The 15,351-nt window shown below is 41.2% G+C and carries 19 protein-coding genes; 2 read left to right on the top strand and 17 right to left on the bottom strand.

What is annotated here, in order from left to right:
* Positions 1 to 10 precede the first annotated feature (10 nt).
* Both ACU6U9_RS15470 and ACU6U9_RS15465 read right to left on the bottom strand, forming a co-directional pair.
* The gene (locus tag ACU6U9_RS15470; RefSeq protein WP_446735915.1) at positions 11 to 2,362 is read right to left on the bottom strand and encodes an efflux RND transporter permease subunit; all 2,352 of its coding nucleotides are present in this window, start codon (positions 2,360 to 2,362) and stop codon (positions 11 to 13) included.
* Positions 2,363 to 2,388: 26 nt separating this feature from the next.
* On the bottom strand, positions 2,389 to 3,087 hold the full coding sequence (locus ACU6U9_RS15465) for a TetR/AcrR family transcriptional regulator (protein WP_446735914.1): 699 nt from the start codon (positions 3,085 to 3,087) through the stop codon (positions 2,389 to 2,391).
* A 176-nt stretch (positions 3,088 to 3,263) separates the two neighbouring features.
* Here ACU6U9_RS15465 and lexA point away from each other — a divergent pair, with 176 nt between their 5' ends.
* Positions 3,264 to 3,866: a transcriptional repressor LexA gene (lexA, locus tag ACU6U9_RS15460; RefSeq protein ID WP_446735913.1), complete on the top strand. Its 603-nt coding sequence runs from the start codon at positions 3,264 to 3,266 to the stop codon at positions 3,864 to 3,866.
* A 69-nt stretch (positions 3,867 to 3,935) separates the two neighbouring features.
* On the opposite strand, the gene ACU6U9_RS15455 is transcribed toward lexA, so the two are convergent.
* From ACU6U9_RS15455 to ACU6U9_RS15430, 6 genes are all read right to left on the bottom strand, one after another.
* Positions 3,936 to 4,184 carry a hypothetical protein gene (locus ACU6U9_RS15455; protein WP_446735912.1) on the bottom strand — a complete coding sequence of 83 codons (249 nt, stop codon included), beginning with the start codon at positions 4,182 to 4,184 and terminating at the stop codon, positions 3,936 to 3,938.
* Positions 4,185 to 4,272: 88 nt separating this feature from the next.
* The gene (locus tag ACU6U9_RS15450; protein WP_446735911.1) at positions 4,273 to 4,719 is read right to left on the bottom strand and encodes a DUF6586 family protein; all 447 of its coding nucleotides are present in this window, start codon (positions 4,717 to 4,719) and stop codon (positions 4,273 to 4,275) included.
* Positions 4,720 to 4,721: 2 nt separating this feature from the next.
* A complete protein-coding gene (locus ACU6U9_RS15445; RefSeq protein WP_446735910.1) occupies positions 4,722 to 5,273 on the bottom strand; it encodes a YfaZ family outer membrane protein in 552 nt (183 codons plus the stop codon).
* 160 nt (positions 5,274 to 5,433) lie between these two features.
* A complete protein-coding gene (gene htpG, locus ACU6U9_RS15440) occupies positions 5,434 to 7,323 on the bottom strand; it encodes a molecular chaperone HtpG (RefSeq protein WP_446735909.1) in 1,890 nt (629 codons plus the stop codon).
* Between the two features lie 330 nt (positions 7,324 to 7,653).
* Positions 7,654 to 8,094 (bottom strand): PaaI family thioesterase, encoded by a 441-nt coding sequence (locus ACU6U9_RS15435; RefSeq protein ID WP_446735908.1) that lies wholly within the window; start codon positions 8,092 to 8,094, stop codon positions 7,654 to 7,656.
* A 1-nt stretch (position 8,095) separates the two neighbouring features.
* Entirely contained in the window at positions 8,096 to 8,599 is a 504-nt protein-coding gene (locus ACU6U9_RS15430) for a PaaI family thioesterase (RefSeq protein ID WP_446735907.1), read from the bottom strand.
* A 282-nt stretch (positions 8,600 to 8,881) separates the two neighbouring features.
* On the opposite strand from ACU6U9_RS15430, the gene ACU6U9_RS15425 reads away from it, so the two are divergent.
* The gene (locus tag ACU6U9_RS15425; protein ID WP_446735906.1) at positions 8,882 to 10,045 is read left to right on the top strand and encodes a type III PLP-dependent enzyme; all 1,164 of its coding nucleotides are present in this window, start codon (positions 8,882 to 8,884) and stop codon (positions 10,043 to 10,045) included.
* Positions 10,046 to 10,113: 68 nt separating this feature from the next.
* Here the strand turns inward: ACU6U9_RS15425 and ACU6U9_RS15420 are convergent, their stop codons facing one another.
* From ACU6U9_RS15420 to ACU6U9_RS15380, 9 genes are all read right to left on the bottom strand, one after another.
* Complete coding sequence (locus ACU6U9_RS15420) at positions 10,114 to 10,404, bottom strand: hypothetical protein (protein ID WP_446735905.1); 291 nt, start codon at positions 10,402 to 10,404, stop codon at positions 10,114 to 10,116.
* A gap of 49 nt (positions 10,405 to 10,453) precedes the next feature.
* Positions 10,454 to 10,894 carry an acetyltransferase gene (locus tag ACU6U9_RS15415; protein ID WP_446735904.1) on the bottom strand — a complete coding sequence of 147 codons (441 nt, stop codon included), beginning with the start codon at positions 10,892 to 10,894 and terminating at the stop codon, positions 10,454 to 10,456.
* Positions 10,895 to 10,974: 80 nt separating this feature from the next.
* Entirely contained in the window at positions 10,975 to 11,490 is a 516-nt protein-coding gene (locus ACU6U9_RS15410) for a ClbS/DfsB family four-helix bundle protein (RefSeq protein ID WP_446735903.1), read from the bottom strand.
* Between the two features lie 184 nt (positions 11,491 to 11,674).
* Entirely contained in the window at positions 11,675 to 12,121 is a 447-nt protein-coding gene (locus ACU6U9_RS15405; RefSeq protein ID WP_446735902.1) for a methyltransferase family protein, read from the bottom strand.
* A gap of 60 nt (positions 12,122 to 12,181) precedes the next feature.
* Positions 12,182 to 12,772, bottom strand: coding sequence for a Crp/Fnr family transcriptional regulator (locus ACU6U9_RS15400; RefSeq protein ID WP_446735901.1), 591 nt, complete (start codon positions 12,770 to 12,772; stop codon positions 12,182 to 12,184).
* Positions 12,773 to 13,102: 330 nt separating this feature from the next.
* Positions 13,103 to 13,645 (bottom strand): hypothetical protein, encoded by a 543-nt coding sequence (locus tag ACU6U9_RS15395; protein ID WP_446735900.1) that lies wholly within the window; start codon positions 13,643 to 13,645, stop codon positions 13,103 to 13,105.
* A gap of 130 nt (positions 13,646 to 13,775) precedes the next feature.
* Positions 13,776 to 14,192: a hypothetical protein gene (locus ACU6U9_RS15390; protein WP_446733971.1), complete on the bottom strand. Its 417-nt coding sequence runs from the start codon at positions 14,190 to 14,192 to the stop codon at positions 13,776 to 13,778.
* Positions 14,193 to 14,283: 91 nt separating this feature from the next.
* Entirely contained in the window at positions 14,284 to 14,601 is a 318-nt protein-coding gene (locus ACU6U9_RS15385; protein ID WP_446733970.1) for a hypothetical protein, read from the bottom strand.
* Positions 14,602 to 15,026: 425 nt separating this feature from the next.
* Positions 15,027 to 15,203 carry a hypothetical protein gene (locus tag ACU6U9_RS15380; RefSeq protein WP_446735899.1) on the bottom strand — a complete coding sequence of 59 codons (177 nt, stop codon included), beginning with the start codon at positions 15,201 to 15,203 and terminating at the stop codon, positions 15,027 to 15,029.
* Between the last annotated feature and the right edge of the window lie 148 nt (positions 15,204 to 15,351).

Here is a 15,351-nt window from a genome sequence, read left to right as displayed (position 1 = left end):
TCCTTATTTATTATGCTTGAACTTTAATTTTATGATCAGGTGACGCAATTTCGCTCGAACCATTAGTACTATCTTCATTGTCATCTTTATCCAGCTTTAGCAGCAAAGGGGGTAAGAAAAAGAAATCAACAATTAAGGCCAACCCGATGGTTAACGCACTCATGATACCCATGTGTGTATTGATCGCGAATGGCGATAACGCCAGCACCATAAAGCCAGCACACAAAACAATCGTGGTCGCCGTTAACGCAACACCCACGGTATGGAAGGCATACTCGATTGCCGCTTCTGTTTTTAACCCAAGCTCTCGCTTAGCGCGCACATATTTCGTCATGAAGTGAACGGTATCGTCAACCACAATCCCCAAGGTCACACCCATCACTACCGATAAGCCCAAACCCACTTGCCCATCGAATACCGCCCAAAGCCCAAAGCCCATTCCTGCTGGTACTAAATTAGGGATCAAGCTAATAAAGCCAAGCTTCACTGATTTAATTGCCAACATAATAATAAATGAGATCAAGAATAACGCGCCCACAACACCACCAATCATACTTTTGATGTTACGTTCGGTTATATGTGCAAACATCACGGCGGTACTGGCACCCTCTGTCACCATATATGACGGTGCGTTTTCTTCTAACCATGCAACCGCACGATGATCCAAAGAAATAATTTCTTGAGCTGTAATTTTGTCAATTTGTACCGTTATACGACTTGCTGATTTATTACCGTTTACTTGGTTGGTCAGATCTAAACCATAAGGTAAAGAAAGTTCATATAGCAGCATATATTGCGCAGCCAGTTGACGATCATCTGGGACTTTATAATAGGCTTCATCATCCGCGTTCATATTTTTGTTTAAACGCTTCATCACATCACTAAAGCTATTCACGTGACGCACTTCAGGCTGGGTACGTAAAAAATCAGCAAACGCATCAATCGTATTCAAATAATCAGGATCAATGACACCCATTTCACCATCGGCTTTCAGTGAGTAGTTCATACTTTGTACACCAGTCAAGGTGTCGGAGATCATTTCACTGTCGCTTCTAAACTTGATGCTCCAATCAAAATATTCAATCGTATTATCATCTAGCTCATTCAGCGGAATCAGTGCAATTAACACCACAATCACAATTGAAAAACCAACCAACAGCGCACGATAATTTTTAATCACAAAATCCGAAATCATCTGCATTTTTTTATTTTCATTGAATGATTCAGATACTCTTTTAGATGGCAGCAACATCATTAACGCAGGTAAAAAGATAACCGCTAAAACAAACGCCGCTAACACACCAATACACACAATATTGCCTAAATCATGAAATGGCGGTGCATCAGAGAAATTAAGCGTCAAAAAGCCAATAGCCGTGGTCACACTCGTCAGTAAAACAGGTTGAAAGTTAATACGAATGCTTTCTACCATTGCCGCTTGCTTCGATTCGCCTTTGGCTATGCCATGGTAATAGCTCATCAAAATATGAATACAATCGGCAATGGCAAGTGTCATGATCATCACCGGCGCCGACAATGTGGTTGGCGTCACTTCAGGACCAGGCCAGCCGAATAAACCCATTGCAACGGCACTAGAAAACACAACAATGCTAAACGTTGCCAATGTGCCCCACATGCCTTTTAAAGAGAAAAACAACAACACTAAAATGAGTAAAATCATAATAGGGTAAAGCTGCTTAATATCTTGCGCACTGGCTTCAGGAAATGCGTTATTGGTCATGGTTACGCCAGTCAAATAAAAGCCCACCTCTGGGTAGGCTTCTTCATATTTGGCCACCATTTCTCGCACAAAACCCACTACTTCAGGCACTTCTTGTGCTTGATTAATACCGGGTAAGTTAATGGTAATATTAATACCCGTTGCTTTACCGTCATACGCAATAAGATTACCGGCTAATATTGGGTCTATTAAGGCAACCGCTTTTTTCGCTTGAATCTCTTCTGGGGATAAATCAGCCGAATATTCAAATAAACTTTCAACGATCATGTCGTCTTCTTCAGCATAGGTATGCTGAAAGTTCGAAATCGAATCAACTCGACGACTATAAGGCACCTGCCATGATTCTTCGGTCAGTTCTTCGACTAATGTCAGAATGCGGGTATTAAAGACTTCACCATCTTTAGGCACCATGGCAATGAGGATATTATCAACTTTATTGTATTGGTCTTGCAAATCTTCAAAAGCTTGTAAATGCGGATTATCACTACTGAAAAATGCGCGATAATCGGCATTTAATTTGATATTTTTCGCACCATAGCCACTGGCACCAACCAGCAAAATGGCGGACAACACAACCGCCCAAGGGTGACGAACAAGCCACCAGGTTATTTTTTCAATCATGTGATTTCCTTATTGTTATATTTGTATTATTTAACGTAAAAGATTTGTTTAGCTTGTGCCTGAACCATTGCAAAATCATGACTAACATCGTCTCGCTTAGCACCAAGACCATCTAAAAAAATATGTAAAGATTCAAAAAAATAATGCTTGGGATCGTCAAAGCCGAATTTTGACATTTCCCAGTCGTTGGCCAGTACATCTTGTACTCCCCATTTCATGGCCCACCAACCAAACGCACCCACTTTAATTTTATCGGCACTGATATCAGTTTGATCCGTAAAAAGGCCAATCACACGGGACAAAATATTTTGATCAATGATTGAAATAGCGTGTTGATGTGACTCGGTGACTTTTTTCTGGAATTCGGGGGATTTCACCATAGACACCAGACCCGCTGTTTCTGATTCTTGTTCAGCGTTAATAAAAAATGCCCAACTCACCATCACCACTTTATGGCGCAAGCCTGCACTATTATTAAGTGCAATATCTATGAGCGAGATTAAGCGCTCACCACAGCGAATCACTAATTTCGCAAGTACATCTTCTTTACAACTAAAGTGTTGATAGATGGTTCCTTTTGAGTAATCGGTTTGATTAGCAATCGCTTGCATGTTTAAACCATGAAACCCATCTCTTTTTAGTAACGACAAAGCCACCTGAAGAATTAATTCTTCACGTTCCATACGCATTTGATCTTTATGGCTTATTGCTTGTACTGATTTCAATTGATTGTCACTTTTATTATTTTTTGACACGCTGTCATTTTTTGACGCGACGTCAAATTTAAAGATATTAGCCAATAAGGTCAACTGTTAATCATTAAACTATTTTTGAATACTTTACACATGTACAGTACTGTATATAATCACAATATGTATATAAAAACAGATAAGAAGCCATAATGATCAAACTTACCGCTCGCCAGCAAGAAGTATTGAATTTAATTAAACAATCCATTGAGACAACCGGCTTTCCCCCTACACGCGCAGAGATTGCAAAAGAGTTGGGATTTAAAAGCCCTAACGCCGCTGAAGAACACTTAAAAGCACTTGCACGTAAAGGCGCAATTGAAATGACACCCGGTGCTAGCCGCGGCATTCGCTTAGCAGAAGATCAAAGTGGCATCCCACTTATTGGTCGTGTCGCAGCAGGCGAACCTATATTGGCGCAAGAACATGTCGAGCGTTATGTTGAATTACCAAGAGAGTTTTTTAAACCAAGTGCAGACTTTTTACTTGAAGTGCATGGCGAGAGCATGAAAGAAATTGGCATTATGGATGGCGACTTAATTGCCGTGCACAAAACTAACCAAGCCAGCAATGGCCAGATTGTTGTGGCCCGTGTAGGTGAAGAAGTAACCGTTAAGCGTTTTCAAAAAGACAAACACATCGTGCAATTACTGCCTGAGAATCAAGACTTTCAACCAATTGTCATTGACCTGCAAACAGAATCTTTAGAGATTGAAGGCCTCTATGTTGGGGTTATTCGCCGACATATGCACTAGCCTACCCTAAACACTAGGCATAAAAAAACGCTGCATGGGCAGCGTTTTTTTGCTCTGAAAACGGGCTATTTAATGAAAAATACGCTCTTCATAATCGGCAATGGCGGATGTATCTTCAACATGCACACCACTTAGCTCACCTACTTTACGCACACCCGCTTCAATCATTGCTTTCGCAATTTCGACATGTTGCTCAGGGAAGCTGTCTTTCGCATCACCCGAAAAGGTAATGCGTACTAATGGCTCGCCTTCACCATCGCTACGTTTTAGCGCAATGTCGCCATCGTCTAATTCTACAATTTCAAATACAGCAGCCATAATAACTCTCGAAACTTGGTGACACGATATAAAGGGTGCGGAGTATATCACTGCAAAACAAGCACTCCAACGCCTAAAAAATCAGCAATTAGTTTTCTTGATAGTGCAAACGCATACGCTGAATGGTTTTTTCTAATTCAATCAACCAGTTACGCAATAAGTCAACATAGTCAGACTGGGTTGTAATTAATTGTACAGACTGTACCACCGCGCTTTCATCAAAGCCTGTCAGCAACATCCGGTTATATTGCGTCAATAATGCCGCCAACCAACTGTTTGGCTCTTGGCTTAAAAGGCTCAATTCATACAGTTCAGCCGGCAGTTCTTTACGGGCAAATAGCTCAGCCAACGTACCAAAAGGCGGTAATCGATATTGAGCGACAAGCTCATTAGAGAAAGACATCAAACCAGCGTAGAGATGCGACAACGCAGCTTCTTCTTGCTGGCGCTTCTCTTGGTCAGCGCTTTGCTCAGCTTGCTTTAAGCAAGAGCGAGCAAAGAACACCACCTGATTGGTACGGCTAACTGGGCTCATGATTAAAAGTTGATGCGTAAGCCAAAATGGCCCGCATTCACAACGTCAATGTCACCCTTTTCATCATCCGCTTCAACAAAGCGGTAGCCCAAATACACCATCGCAGTTGGCAGCAGCATGAACTCGACACGGGCACCCACATCAATTAGGTTCTCAGTCGTCGAGAAAGACAACACGCTTGGCGCATAATATAAATGGCCGCCAAAACCCAAACCGTTTAGTTCAGGTGGCATATAGCGCGCAAAACCACCAATGGCCAATGCACCACTGTCATTGGCATCGGTGAAATAACCGTAAAACTTACCGCCTACACCAATGCGCAAACTGCTTTGCTGGCTACGAACGTCAACTGCATTTAAACCAAGAGACACTAAATCGCCGTCATCTTCATGGTGTAAAAAACCAGCGGAAACATGCATAGGGCTACCCATACGCGTGGCGTCATAATCAAGACCCGCCATGCTGTCATTAATACTTAAATCCAGCGTGCCTCCGGCATAAACCGTTGAACTCATCAATAAACAGATTGGGGCCAATAGGCGCAGCAATTTCATGAATCACCTTTATTATAAATTTGTAAATGAAAGATGGCGCTATGATACGACATGACAAAGCATAAACCTAGTCGTCGATTGCGTACTAGTAGGCTGATTTGAAACAAAAAAAATGGCTCACAGAATTTCCTCTGCGAGCCATTCTTCAGGCCATCAATGCTTAGTCGTCTAGTAAACCAACTAATAGTTTATTGATGCGATCCACATAACCTGCCGGATCCTGCAACTGGCTACCTTCTGCTAGTTGCGACTGCTCATAAATGATATCTGCCATTTCAGCAAAGCGGGCTTCATCACTTTGTTTATCCATTTTCACAATCAATGGGTGCTCAGTATTTATTTCAAGCACACGCTTAGCTTCTGGTAATGCTTGGCCGGCGGCTTCCATCATACGGCGCATTTGCATGCCCATATCATCTTTACCCACCACTAAGCACGCAGCCGATTCAGTCAAACGAGTTGAAATACGTACATCTTCAACTTTATCGCCTAGGGTGGTTTTAATACGACCAATTAGGCTTTCGTTTTCTTTTTCAGCTTTTTCTTGTTCCGCTTTATCGGTGTCGTCTAATGCTAGATCACCTTTAGTAATGTCTTCAAAGGTTTTGCCTTTGAATTCACTTAGGTGAGAGATCATCCACTCATCAACGCGATCGGTTAACAATAGAACTTCAAGACCTTTTTTACGGAACACTTCTAAATGCGGGCTACGTGAAGCCGTTAAATAGTTTTCAGCTGTTAGGTAATAAATTTTATCTTGGCTATCGTCTGCACGCTCAAGGTAAGTATCTAGTGATACCGATTGCTTGTCGTCTTCGCCTTTAGTTGACATAAAGCGGAATAGCTCAGCAATTTTTTCTTTGTTGGCGAAATCATCTGCTGGGCCTTCTTTAAGCACTTGGCCAAACCCATCCCAAAATGTTTGGTATTGCTCTGGGTCTTTTTTAGCCAGCTTTTTCAGCATGTCTAAAATACGTTTTGTCAGCGCAGTACGCATTGACGTAATGCTGGCATTTTCTTGTAGTATTTCACGGCTTACGTTAAGCGGTAAGTCATTACTGTCAACCACACCTTTAATGAAACGCAAGTAAGGTGGTAGGAACTGCTCTGCATCGTCCATGATAAAGACGCGCTGAACGTACAATTTTAAACCACGGTTGCCTTCACGGTTCCATAGATCAAACGGTGGACGCTTAGGCACATACAACAAACTGGTGTACTCAAGTTTGCCTTCTACCTTGTTATGAGACCACGTTAATGAGTCTTCATAGTCATGTGCAATGTGCTTGTAGAACTCTTGGTATTCTTCGTCTTTAACATCAGACTTGCTACGTACCCAAAGCGCTTTGGCACTGTTTACCGCTTCCCACTCGTCTTCAGCAGGGGCTTCGTCTTCACCAGTATGCTCTTTAATCATTTGCACAGGCACAGCAATATGATCTGAATATTTTTTAACAAGATTACGCAGGCGGAAACCATCTGCGAACTCTTTTTCATCGGCTTTTAAGTGCAACGTAATTTGCGTACCACGACCGGCTTTTTCAGTGGCTTCTATCGTGAAGTCACCCTCACCGGCTGACGTCCAAAGAACCGCCTCTTTTGTATCGCTACCTGCACGACGAGTCAATACTTCTACTTTATCCGCCACAATGAACGAGCTATAAAAGCCCACACCAAATTGGCCAATCATGTTTGCATCTTTTTTCTCGTCGCCTGATAATTTTTCTAAAAACGCAGACGTACCTGATTTCGCAATCGTACCTAGGTTCTCGATGACCTCATCACGATTCATACCAATGCCGTTATCTGAAATAGAAACCGTATTGGCTTCTGCGTCAAACTGAATGCTCACTTTGATCTCTGGGTCGCTTTCGAACAAGCTATCATCATTTAACGCTTCGAAGCGCAGCTTATCGCAGGCATCCGATGCATTCGAAATTAATTCACGTAGGAAGATCTCTTTGTTGGAATATAGAGAGTGAATCATTAAATGAAGCATTTGCTTCACTTCGGTTTGAAAGCCTAAGGTTTCTTTTTGAGCTGTTGTCATAAAGCCTCACTGTCCTTTATAAAAAAACGCTGAGGGACTTATATATGGGCAGGAATTTGGAATTCAAGGGGATTTTTTCAATGAAGGTGAGAATCACCTGTTTAAAGGCCGTCTGCCGATAAGTTGTTAATAAGCTGTATGTTATGCATACACCATGCGGAGTATGCACGCGCAATCGCTCAGTTATGAGCTGAATAAACCAGCGGAACCCGCAATCTCACACTTGCCACCAGCAATATTCAATACACTTATAAGCTCACCGACCACACTGCCACTACCTTGCATTAAAGCAAGCCTGAAAAACGCATGACGCCAAAGCCAGTTAATCCCCTAAGGTGCCAATAAAAAGTGCGCACGGGCCGTGGCAACGGCTTCTTCACGTTTTGTCTGCCAAGCATTGATGATCACATTAGCCACACGGGAACCTTGACGAATGACTTGGCACTCGGCGAAAGTATCTCGACCACCGCGTACAGCGCGTAAATAGTCCAATGAGAAATCCACGATCTTCGGCATGGCTGGTGTGTCCAGCATCATTAATAAATGAATCGCTGCCGACATCTCCATAAAGCCGCCCACGACACCACCATGCACAGCAGGCAAAATTGGGTTGCCGATATTGCTCGGGTTATCGGGTAGTTTAAAAATCACATCATTGCCAAAGCGCTGAAAATCAATGCCGATCAACTGGGCATACGGAATCGCATCGACCACAGGTTTATAATCACCACCTTCGTGGGCGGCTTGTAAAAGTGCTTTAAAATTCGACATATTATTTCCCTGCCCCCTGCTTAGCATCCAGCAGACTGGCACCTAAAACGGCATTTTTAAAATCAGGTGGTGATAAGTGAGAGCCAATACGCATGAACGTGCCCACACAATTGGCCACAGGTTCATTCACATCACCTTGATGCACCGTGCAACGGGTAAACACCACATGACGGCTCACACGGTATGCTTCGGCAAACGCAAAAATAGACTTTTTCGGCTCCGCCGCGCGCACGTAATCAACACGCAGATCTAACGTTGGGCACAGCTCAAACTCTGGCAATGCATTGATCACCATGGTGCCGCAGGCGGTATCCATTAATGTGGTCAGTACACCACCGTGAATCACCCCCGTGGATGGGTTGCCCACATGCTGCTCATTATAAGGCAGCTCAATGGTAAGGCTTTCTTTGCTCGCCTCTTTTATTTGCATGCCTAACACCTGGCAATGCTTTAACAAACCAACAAAACGCTGGGCACGACCTAAATATGGGTTGCTCTCGCTCATGGCTCTCTCAATAAGTTAATTAGATATTCTAAGAATAGACTGAATATTTGCCGCGGTTTATACAACAAAATGCGCCAACATTGTAGGCAGCAGGCCCTAATGTCACATTAAGCCCATCAATATGAGCGCATTTATCAAACCAAAGCCACTTTGATTAAAAATTGTAATCTTAAAGGCAATAATTTATCGCTGTACTGCACGCACAATCAGCCTATATTCCGCACTTTCACACCCATCAATGAACACTCATTAAATTTAACCCAGTAGGAGCATCACACACTGATGCAGATTCAACCTAAGGACTACTACGAAGGCGATACCTTCGAACGCATTAAAAAGCACGCTGACACACTAGACACACCTTGTTTAGTGATCGACACCGCGATGTTTGCTCGCCAACTAGATGAATTAATGGCGTGCTTTCCTTATGCAAAAACTTACTACGCAATTAAAGCCAACCCCGCTGAAGCGCTATTAAGAATTTTGGATGATCGCGGTTGTAACTTTGACGTGGCCTCACGTTATGAGCTCGACAAAGTGCTGTCTATTGGTGTGAAAGGTGATCATATTAGCTACGGCAATACCATCAAAAAAGCGAAAGACGTCCGCTACTTCCATGAGAAAGGGGTTGATTTGTTCGCCACTGACTCAGAAGCCGACTTACGTAACATTGCCCAAGCTGCACCGGGTGCACGCGTATTTGTGCGCATTTTAACCGAAGGTTCACAAACCGCAGACTGGCCGCTGTCGCGTAAATTTGGCTGCCAAACTGACATGGCACTCGACCTTTGCGTATTAGCAAAGGAACTTGGCTTAGTGCCTTACGGTATTTCGTTTCATGTGGGCTCACAACAGCGTGACATTGGTGCATGGGATTCAGCCATTGCTAAAGTAAAATGGATCTTCGAGCGCTTACAAGAAGAGCACGGCATTCAGCTTAAAATGGCAAACTTGGTTGGTGGTTTTCCGGCTAACTACATGAGCCGAACAAACGACTTAAAAACTTACTCAAAAGAAATCACCCGTTTCTTGAGCGAAGACTTTGACGATAACTTCCCAGAAATCATTCTGGAACCAGGTCGCTCATTAATCGCTAACGCAGGTGTCTTAGTGAGTGAAGTAGTATTAATCAGCCGTAAAAACCGCACCGGTTTAAACCGCTGGGTATTCACTGACATTGGTAAATTTGGCGGCCTAATCGAAACCATGGACGAAGCCATCAAGTACCCAGTGTACGTTGAAAAACAAGGCGAAACAGAAGAAGTGATCATCGCTGGACCAACCTGTGACAGCGCGGATATTTTGTACGAGGACTACAAATATGAACTGCCACTTAACTTGGCAATGGGCGATCGTATGTACTGGTTTTCAACCGGGGCTTACACCACAACTTACTCGGCCATCGAATTCAATGGCTTCCCGCCGTTAAAAGCGTACTTCATTTAGTTCATAATAATTAAATTAAAAAAAACGCTGCCCTTTTGGGGCCGCTTTTTTTTATTATAAAAGGGTCATTAATCATCTAAAAGATTAAAGGCATAACCCTCTGTCATCAACAATATCAATATCAAAGCACCGCCAATTGTAAGCGCTATTGCATACGAATCCAAACGGACTACTGCGAATGGCCCAGAAACTAACAGCAACCAAACTAATAAAAATGCGAATCGCGAAGCTTTTAAAGCCACCTTACATTTATCGCATTGAATCACGCGGCGTTTAAACGGGTTCCTATGCTTAGGTCCACGCTTAATCGCGTTATTATCAATTATTTCACCGCATGCTGGGCATTTTATTAAGTTCATATTATTCCCTTAAAAACACATGCCAATTTCATTCCTGCTTATATTTTGGCTATGTTTCTAGTAATTTCATATGAATCAATGGAAAAGGATTACCTTGCCCATCTAGTGGTGAACGGCCAACCGCACTAAAACCTAAATGCTTGTAAAAACCAACCGCATCTGGGTTCTGTTCATTTACGTCAACTTTATTAGCGGATTGATTGGCTATTGCATTGTTCAATAATAACGAGCCAATGCCTTTATTTCTGTCATCTGGTAAAATGAATAGCATCTCAATATTCTCAGCGGCCACACCAATAAAACCCATAATTTTGTGCTCATCATTTCTAGCCACACGCAAATCAACCGCATCAAAATAGTGTTCAAGTATTAATGGCTTAAGCGATGCAATATTGCTTTCACTTAAAAAGTCATGAGTCGCGCGAACAGATGCTTCCCAAATTTCAATCAGATCTTCATATTCATTTTTTGTCGTCTTATCAATTTTCATATTAACCTTTAGCAGACATAAGATATCACTAAGAGGAAATAAGCATTCACCAATATTTAAGCCACTTGCTATGTAAATATTTATTTTATGCCATTGCTCTTTTTAAACTTTCTCACTTTAGTGCGAATATTTTTCATTGGTGAGGACGTATTGAATTGCATCATTCGGCCTAATGTGTACTTTTCATACCAAGTAACATGATAAAGATCATGATCACTCAATGAGTGAACAAGCAATAATATATCGTTTATGGTTGATTTAAACTCAGTAATCAAATCGGCGTAATGCCACTTACTGTATTCAGTATGGAAGCTTTGAGCTAACAGCCCTAACTCATTCCATGCATAACCCTTTTCTGGAAAATCAACAGGTTGACCAGCCTGAGTAAGGCGATGCCACTTAAGAACCAACCGCCCCCAGCCAATTAAATATGCAAGTGTGTCACAGACACTTACCTCAGCACCCTTAATATTGCCTTCTACACCTATTTCTCGTGACAATTCATTCGGAATACTTAAATAATCAGCAAGAGTTTTATCAAACGAAAGTTCAATAGCCTGCTCTAATTCTTGCTTGTTTTGAGGGATTGATGTCAAGTTTGACTCCATTCACATAACGCTTAGGTAATAACAAGAAATCATTATTTAAAATAAGCGGCATAACATTAAACTTAACAATACCAATCCTGTACATATCAAAACTCATAGCTAAAAGACCCATCACAGCCAATTAAGGACGGAACACCCGTGCGCCACCCTCTTTTAAAATCAGACTATACCGCTATAACCACCGCCTAACGCTGTAGCAATATTCTTTATATTCAGAACCAAATTTGCTTGTCATGGCCTGCTCTTCAAACCCTATGTACCATCTATCCGTAATAATGAAAAACAAGCCGGTTAATACAAAAGATGAGATGCTTGCCCCCATCAGAAAAGAGAAACCCAGCAAGGCAATTACAAAACCTAAGTACATTGGGTTTCTGCTGTATTTGTATACGCCTTCGGTGACCAATACGTCTGGCTTTTCAAAGGTCATAATATTGGTGCCTAGCCCTTTAAACAGCTTTTTACCTGCCATCGCAAGCCGCAAACCAACAACAATAAATACGAGCCCTATCAAGTTATAAGGGTATGCCACGTTATGTTGGGAGCCCATCCCCCAACAAACAGCCACCATAAGCACAACAAAAATAACAAACAAGATAGGCGGTAATATCTTTTTCATATCAAATCTCCATAAAAGTGATTCATCATTTTAGGAAGTATTGATCGCCGTTACCTTAACCTATGTTAAGCCCATCTCTCTTCGAATCCTTGACAACGCAACATCCGTGATTCCAATATACATCGCTACCTGGCGAAGCGGTATAAACTGGCTGTCTTCTTTGAATTCATTTAAAAAATGTTCATAGCGCTCTTTTGCAGACATCAATAAGAAACTTGCTTCTCTTTTTTCTTTTTTGAGAACAAGACGCTCTAAAATTTTTCGTAAAAAAGCACCCCACTGGGCATTACTTTCTGAGAGCACAACAAGAGCATCGTATTTTATTGTTGCTACTGTGCATTGTGTAATAGCTTGGGCAAAAAAGGGGCTTGGGCTTTCCTCTATAACGGTGCTGAGGCTCGCGAATGCACCGCCGCTGCGGACTAAGGATTTATTACGCTCTTTACCCTCTTTATCAATATAGAAATATCGTCCAATGCCCGTAATAACAAAATGAACGTCTTTAGGCTTATCACCACAAGAAAAAACACACTCTTTTGGTGCGTATGTATGAAAAGAAAAAGCAGGCAAGCCTTTGTCCCACTCAGTCTGACTAAACGAAACTATTTTTGAAAATATACTATGCAATAACGAATGATGAGCACATTTCATAAGAACAGATCCTTGTTAAGTCATAACCCCAGTACTATAAATAAAGAATTCAGAATAAAACCACTTAACTTCGCGCTGTTAAATACTGTGACATTAAAAGTGACTACAGCCCCTTTAGTCACTACTACAATCAGACCCAGTGTCGGCTCCGTCATTGTGATCACAACTACCTACCGAATTTAGCAATAAGGGTAATAAACGCCGAAAGAAAAAGGATAAAACACAATAGGCAGTAATAAACTATAAACCCGATTATCTGAAGCAATATCGGTATACTGCCACGTGCTTGCTAGTCCGATGATGACAATAAGCCAAACCTCATGTAATCCCCTAACGAGACTTAACACCGCAACCAGATAATACTCTAAAAAATGCACGATTTGCTTTTTTCGACACAAGTTCAAATGGAGACTTTCGAGAGCGCTTTGCATACAAAAATACAATTAAATACAGCGTTAACCCTACAGTAATATTAGGCCATGCATTGAGCTCCCATTGATACTGCCAGCCTAATTCTACCGCACCAGAAAATGGTTCAAAGTAAGCAATCGGCGACTGATACCCATCAGGGCCTCTAGAACCAATTAAGTCACAAAATATATGTAAGTTAAATATAATGAACACCATATAAGCAACTTTTAACTTATTTACGCTTGCCGATAAATATGCAGCAATTGTAACAAGCAAGCAAAAGCCTAGGTTATGAAGAGCATGATGAAATTCTCCCCATAAATTTGAGCTGTAGCCAAACACCTTCAAAACCGGATCAATTAACAATCCAAACCCATCTATATCTGGTGCAATACCAGAAACTGTCATTATTCGACGCTCTCTAACACCGCCGTTGATTAGATTTGATGAAAGCCAACTCATCAATAAATGACTACTTGGGCTGATTATTAATACTCCTTCACGTAACATCTACATTTTGTAAAACAAGCAGTTTGTTTACTACGACACAAAAAAGACCAAAACTGTTCCACCCAATGCACTTACCTTAGGTCTAATCACCTATTTTATTGGCAAAAACACCATTTTGTATAAAACCCGCTGTAAACCTAAGTGAAATCCGACCCGCTGGACCTTCGACTATATCCCACAAGCAGATTTCTTCTTTAACTGTAGTGTTATAAATAAAATTACCTGCCTCCCAGCTACTGGCAATACAAACCTTTTTATTTTTCTCTCGCCAATATGATATTTCGTTGTACTCATGCTTAAACTTTAATGTTTCGGCTGGGTTAGAAGATACATAGTTCGTACCGTAAGTTCGATCATGCCTAAGATCAAGATATCCCTTTTCTTTATATCCATTAATTTCAATTTCCCACACCCAATAACCCGGAAGCTGGTTTTCTGTTCGGGTTAAATTAGAGCAACTGACGAGGAATAGAGAGCAGATTAGTATACTTGTTTTCATATTGCTTCACGCCTACCGATAAAAGGCGATATTAAATACCATACAAACTACTCTATGGTTCGCCAAACTTTAAATAGCCTTACTATCAAAGTTAATCAAAATACCAACTAAATGAGACAACCGTCGCAGCGACACCAACCACCCTATACATTGAGCTATTAGAGTTATCCCCATACAAACTCATAAATAAAAATGAAGCACTCAGCACAACAGGCAAAACTGACTTTTCACCCCTATCAACGTCTGAATTTTCAAAATTACCTTTAAACTGTGACTTGAAATTATATGCATCCATCCCTAGCGGATCATTGTAATCAATATTTTTATCTATTGTCAGCTCTAAAGATTCTGCAGAAACGCCTACAGATAAAACCTGGATGAAAACTAACACTAATAATTTCTTATACATACATTCCCCTACAATAAAGTCTAAATAGTCAGTAAAAACACACCGTAATCACGCCAAAAGCACGGGTCACATTCTTCACTATATGATCCTTTAGCACGACAATAATCGCAGCCACTTCGATTATAGACCATTATAAGTTATTGCGAGCCTATACCACCGCTAGTATTAATCGCAGGTAATTGGGACTCATATGTTTTGTGTAAAAGTGCCACATTAAAAATCTAACCTAAAGCGAGTATACCTAACCTTATTATGGTTAATCATATATTACTGCTCCACTTAGAAATTCGCAGAATCCTGATTTATAGAATTCTTTAATCCCTTTCGGTGTATTTTTGCTGCGCATGGCCTTCAGCGCATCTCGCTTTAAGATATAGCCTTCCAACAAAGTAATTGAATTTGGTAAGTGATAGGTTCCTATATCTTCAACCCTTTTCTACTGCAGCACTTAAGGCTTTGAGGCTTGCTAATGCCGCATCTTTTGTAAATGCGCTTTCTTCCCATTGATGGCTAGGCTCAATACTACTTTCACTTTTTGAACAGATATCGCCGGCATTTACAATATTTGATAATAGTACTAAAGCTATAAGTGTTATTTTCATGTAGTTCTCAACATAATGCATGAAAGCTGTGTCCCTGCGAAAGAAACAATTGATACTAGGACTTCATATTTATCACTACTACTTTCGATTAAACTTAACATCACTCACCACAAATCAACTCAAAAAATATACCTAACCATTACTAATA

The sequence above is a fragment of the Pseudomonas sp. HK3 genome (genome assembly GCF_052920985.1).
Note: the sequence above shows the minus strand (reverse complement) of the source record. Positions and strands in the feature narration are given on the sequence as shown.

Excerpts from the sequence above, each read along its gene's own strand:
- ACU6U9_RS15470 (WP_446735915.1), bottom strand. The coding sequence starts at position 2,362 with ATGATTGAAAAAATAACCTGGTGGCTTGTTCGTCACCCTTGGGCGGTT.
- lexA (WP_446735913.1), top strand. The coding sequence starts at position 3,264 with ATGATCAAACTTACCGCTCGCCAGCAAGAAGTATTGAATTTAATTAAA.
- ACU6U9_RS15455 (WP_446735912.1), bottom strand. The coding sequence starts at position 4,184 with ATGGCTGCTGTATTTGAAATTGTAGAATTAGACGATGGCGACATTGCG.
- ACU6U9_RS15450 (WP_446735911.1), bottom strand. The coding sequence starts at position 4,719 with ATGAGCCCAGTTAGCCGTACCAATCAGGTGGTGTTCTTTGCTCGCTCT.
- ACU6U9_RS15445 (WP_446735910.1), bottom strand. The coding sequence starts at position 5,273 with ATGAAATTGCTGCGCCTATTGGCCCCAATCTGTTTATTGATGAGTTCA.
- htpG (WP_446735909.1), bottom strand. The coding sequence starts at position 7,323 with ATGACAACAGCTCAAAAAGAAACCTTAGGCTTTCAAACCGAAGTGAAG.
- ACU6U9_RS15435 (WP_446735908.1), bottom strand. The coding sequence starts at position 8,094 with ATGTCGAATTTTAAAGCACTTTTACAAGCCGCCCACGAAGGTGGTGAT.
- ACU6U9_RS15430 (WP_446735907.1), bottom strand. The coding sequence starts at position 8,599 with ATGAGCGAGAGCAACCCATATTTAGGTCGTGCCCAGCGTTTTGTTGGT.
- ACU6U9_RS15425 (WP_446735906.1), top strand. The coding sequence starts at position 8,882 with ATGCAGATTCAACCTAAGGACTACTACGAAGGCGATACCTTCGAACGC.
- ACU6U9_RS15420 (WP_446735905.1), bottom strand. The coding sequence starts at position 10,404 with ATGAACTTAATAAAATGCCCAGCATGCGGTGAAATAATTGATAATAAC.
- ACU6U9_RS15415 (WP_446735904.1), bottom strand. The coding sequence starts at position 10,894 with ATGAAAATTGATAAGACGACAAAAAATGAATATGAAGATCTGATTGAA.
- ACU6U9_RS15405 (WP_446735902.1), bottom strand. The coding sequence starts at position 12,121 with ATGAAAAAGATATTACCGCCTATCTTGTTTGTTATTTTTGTTGTGCTT.
- ACU6U9_RS15400 (WP_446735901.1), bottom strand. The coding sequence starts at position 12,772 with ATGAAATGTGCTCATCATTCGTTATTGCATAGTATATTTTCAAAAATA.
- ACU6U9_RS15395 (WP_446735900.1), bottom strand. The coding sequence starts at position 13,645 with ATGAGTTGGCTTTCATCAAATCTAATCAACGGCGGTGTTAGAGAGCGT.
- ACU6U9_RS15390 (WP_446733971.1), bottom strand. The coding sequence starts at position 14,192 with ATGAAAACAAGTATACTAATCTGCTCTCTATTCCTCGTCAGTTGCTCT.
- ACU6U9_RS15385 (WP_446733970.1), bottom strand. The coding sequence starts at position 14,601 with ATGTATAAGAAATTATTAGTGTTAGTTTTCATCCAGGTTTTATCTGTA.
- ACU6U9_RS15380 (WP_446735899.1), bottom strand. The coding sequence starts at position 15,203 with ATGAAAATAACACTTATAGCTTTAGTACTATTATCAAATATTGTAAAT.